The 2,736-nt window shown below is 55.7% G+C and carries 5 protein-coding genes; all 5 read left to right on the plus strand.

The features are described 5' to 3' along the window. Nucleotides 1-186: 186 nt before the first annotated feature. The 5 genes from ACYU70_RS22400 to ACYU70_RS22420 all read left to right on the plus strand — a co-directional run bounded on the left by ACYU70_RS22400 (nucleotide 187) and on the right by ACYU70_RS22420 (nucleotide 2,573). On the plus strand, nucleotides 187-393 hold the full coding sequence (locus ACYU70_RS22400) for a hypothetical protein (RefSeq protein WP_342300171.1): 207 nt from the start codon (nucleotides 187-189) through the stop codon (nucleotides 391-393). 91 nt (nucleotides 394-484) lie between these two features. Continuing rightward, entirely contained in the window at nucleotides 485-649 is a 165-nt protein-coding gene (locus ACYU70_RS22405) for a DUF3606 domain-containing protein (RefSeq protein WP_342300170.1), read from the plus strand. A 426-nt stretch (nucleotides 650-1,075) separates the two neighbouring features. Beyond that, entirely contained in the window at nucleotides 1,076-1,573 is a 498-nt protein-coding gene (locus tag ACYU70_RS22410) for a DUF6896 domain-containing protein (protein WP_342300168.1), read from the plus strand. A gap of 68 nt (nucleotides 1,574-1,641) precedes the next feature. Next, nucleotides 1,642-2,169 (plus strand): hypothetical protein, encoded by a 528-nt coding sequence (locus ACYU70_RS22415; RefSeq protein WP_342300166.1) that lies wholly within the window; start codon nucleotides 1,642-1,644, stop codon nucleotides 2,167-2,169. An 89-nt stretch (nucleotides 2,170-2,258) separates the two neighbouring features. After that, nucleotides 2,259-2,573, plus strand: coding sequence for a hypothetical protein (locus tag ACYU70_RS22420; RefSeq protein WP_342300164.1), 315 nt, complete (start codon nucleotides 2,259-2,261; stop codon nucleotides 2,571-2,573). The last annotated feature ends 163 nt before the right edge of the window (nucleotides 2,574-2,736 follow it).

Below are 2,736 nucleotides of genomic sequence, written 5' to 3' on the forward strand. Positions count from 1 at the left end.
GAAACTAGCTAGATGCGCGCTGATGCGCGCATAAAAAGCCCATTTAAGCGCCTTTTTAGCTTAAGTCGGCTCGTCGAACACTCCTTTAGCGGCTTCACTAAGAGTTCTGCAACAGCCACGACCGTTTCGCTGAACCTGCTTTTGGCGAATTGACTCCGGCCTCCTTGCGTTTCCCTATTTTTATAAATGCCCTTACTACTTGACCAACTCGACTCTATCGGCTTACTGGGTGCGCTGGTCATTGGCATCCCCTGCGCGCTTGGTTACCTGATTGTTTTCATCGTGGTCGCCGTCCGAGCAAAGGGCGAAAAGCGCATGGCCATCTTAATCATCATGGCCCTGCTGGCGTTACTGCTATTCCCTTACATTTTCTCACCCCTGAAGATGTTGTAAGGGAAATGCAAAGGCAACCCAATTGAAGAACCTTGTAACGCTGTTTTAGCTGAACACTCCCGTTTTTTTCGCGCCCTTGCGTATAGCTGGCATGCTCCCTTCACCCCCTGCCGACGCCACGCGCGTCAACCTGGCTTCTACCGTGGAAGTCAACTACTGGTGCCAAACCCTGAACTGCACCGAAACCCGCCTGCGTAACGCCGTGCTCGCCGTCGGGCCGCTGGCCGCCGACGTGCAGGCCTACTTGCAACGTTGAAAAAGACCCCGCAATAACTGCTACTGCTTCGACCCTTTGCGTAAACAAAGCAAACAGGGCTTAGTCCCCGTAAAAGCATACATACAGGTGTACCTCCTCTTGGCTCCGGTTTACCAAGGCGATGAGTTCGTCGCCCAACGGGTTGGGCTCCATCACCAGTAACAGGGCCAGGTCCCGAAGCAAATCCGGTGTTTGCAGGCAGTTGAACGTCGTGTCCCCGTAGGGGTCTAGGTAGCACAGCAACCGAAACGCCTCTTGGTCCAGATTTACGCCTGTCCTAAAATCGGCGCTAAGGCAAGCAATCGGGTCTTTGTGTTCCCCTTCTAATACAACGGTCCAGCCCATGACGACCAAGGTACTCTCATTTGCCTTGCTGGAGCGCGTTCAAGCCACGACCGTTTTCTTGAACAAGCCATAACCTGTCCGATGCCCACAGTTAAGCAACAAGTTCTCGAACTGATTCACGCCTACCAAGCAGCTGTGTTTCGGGCCGTGAACTTATTAAATGCCAAATCGGCCCAAGACCCCGGCTTCCAGCGGCACCAGGAGAGCCCCGGTACCTGGGCCGGGTACTTGGATGCACAACAGCGCGTGCGGTATGCGTTCCATGGCACGGGCTGTTTGGTGCTCATGCCCGGGTGCGAAGTGGACTTTGATTACGCCAAAGAGGGCGGATGCACGGGCATTGACGCGTGGTTCTTACTCAATTTTCTGCAAGACAACCCGGCCGTACAGGCACAGCATCCGTTGCTGACCAGCGACAAAGAAGTAGAGCAGGGGCTTCGTGCACTGGCGAAAGAAGGCGTGCTGGCCCGGCACGTGTATTCGGCGCATGACGGACGTTACTTTGTCACGGCAGACCTGGGGACCCTCCATCCGCCAACGGTCACGTTGCGCCTGCCCGACCAAGACGGTGCTTCGTGATGCTTGCTGGACTACCGTTTGGGTGAACAACGGAAGCCCCTTTCTTTGAGGCCCCATCTTTTCTACTCATGGCCAAATCAACTGCGTTTCTACTCACCAGCGCCTGCCTCGTGCTGGCTGGCCTGAGCAGCGGGTGTGAACCCTATTCCCCGCACGGCGCCACCGAGGTAGGCTTGGTCTACGATTACATTATCCGCCGCGATGGCCTTCACGGCCCTTTCGTGGTAGTGGTGCCCGCTCGTTTTCATCGGTTCCGCGAGGAAACGGATGCCTCCAACTTCATCGGCCGCACCGAACACATCCGCACCAACCTGGATGCGGCCCTGCGTCTCGCCGTGCGGCCGGAGTGCTTGGCCACGCCCAATGCGTCGGCGGAATGGCAAGCGTTGCGCACGCAACTCCATGCGTCCGGAACCGAGCCGAATGCCATCTTCTTAGCTTTCTCAGCCCAGTGCGACGGCCGGGACGGCCGGCACTATTATTACGTGGAACGCTCCGGCGTTGAAAACGGGAAGCCCTCGCGCTATTACCAAGGGAACATTTATCAAGTGTATCAGGGGCGCGTCGAACGCGAAATCTTCGTGTGGATTACCTAGTCCGGCGTCATGAGCAGACGAAAGAAGATTACCTGAACCCTCCTATTTGATGTACCCTATCTTTCGCTAAGCACTTGACGCCCGATAGTATGACCTCTTACCGCCAACCGCTTCTGCTCAATGGCTGCCTTTTTCTGCTACTGGGCTTGCTGGTGGCGGGCATTTACTTGGGGGCTGAAGTCAACTCCTACGGCCGTCGCGAGTTTGGTTTGGGGGGACTAGGGGTGTTCCTGGTCGCTACATGGGCCTTTCCCTTTGCCAACTTCCTGCTCTTTATACAAACCGTAAACACTGGTCAGCCACGATTAACCCTCGTGTACGCCTTGTTAACGGCGGTGTTCCTCGCTGGAGCGTGGTCGATATGGGGCTATGGAATGGGAGGCTTCACGAAGGTGGGTGGTTAAAGCCGCTGGACTTGCTTGCCTCCTTTCGTTTTTGGGCTATCTCGCTATCTAACCTAGCACCTTTATCCTCGTTTTGCGATTCCGACCGTGGCTGTTGCAGAACTCCCTGCTCGGTACCGAAACTAGCTAGATGCGCGCTGATGCGCGCATAAAAAGCCCATTT

The organism is Hymenobacter segetis (assembly GCF_054776495.1).

Bases quoted from the DNA above. Each gene is read 5' to 3' on its own strand.
- ACYU70_RS22420 (WP_342300164.1), top strand. From the start codon at position 2,259: ATGACCTCTTACCGCCAACCGCTTCTGCTCAATGGCTGCCTTTTTCTG.
- ACYU70_RS22405 (WP_342300170.1), top strand. From the start codon at position 485: ATGCTCCCTTCACCCCCTGCCGACGCCACGCGCGTCAACCTGGCTTCT.
- ACYU70_RS22415 (WP_342300166.1), top strand. From the start codon at position 1,642: ATGGCCAAATCAACTGCGTTTCTACTCACCAGCGCCTGCCTCGTGCTG.
- ACYU70_RS22410 (WP_342300168.1), top strand. From the start codon at position 1,076: ATGCCCACAGTTAAGCAACAAGTTCTCGAACTGATTCACGCCTACCAA.
- ACYU70_RS22400 (WP_342300171.1), top strand. From the start codon at position 187: ATGCCCTTACTACTTGACCAACTCGACTCTATCGGCTTACTGGGTGCG.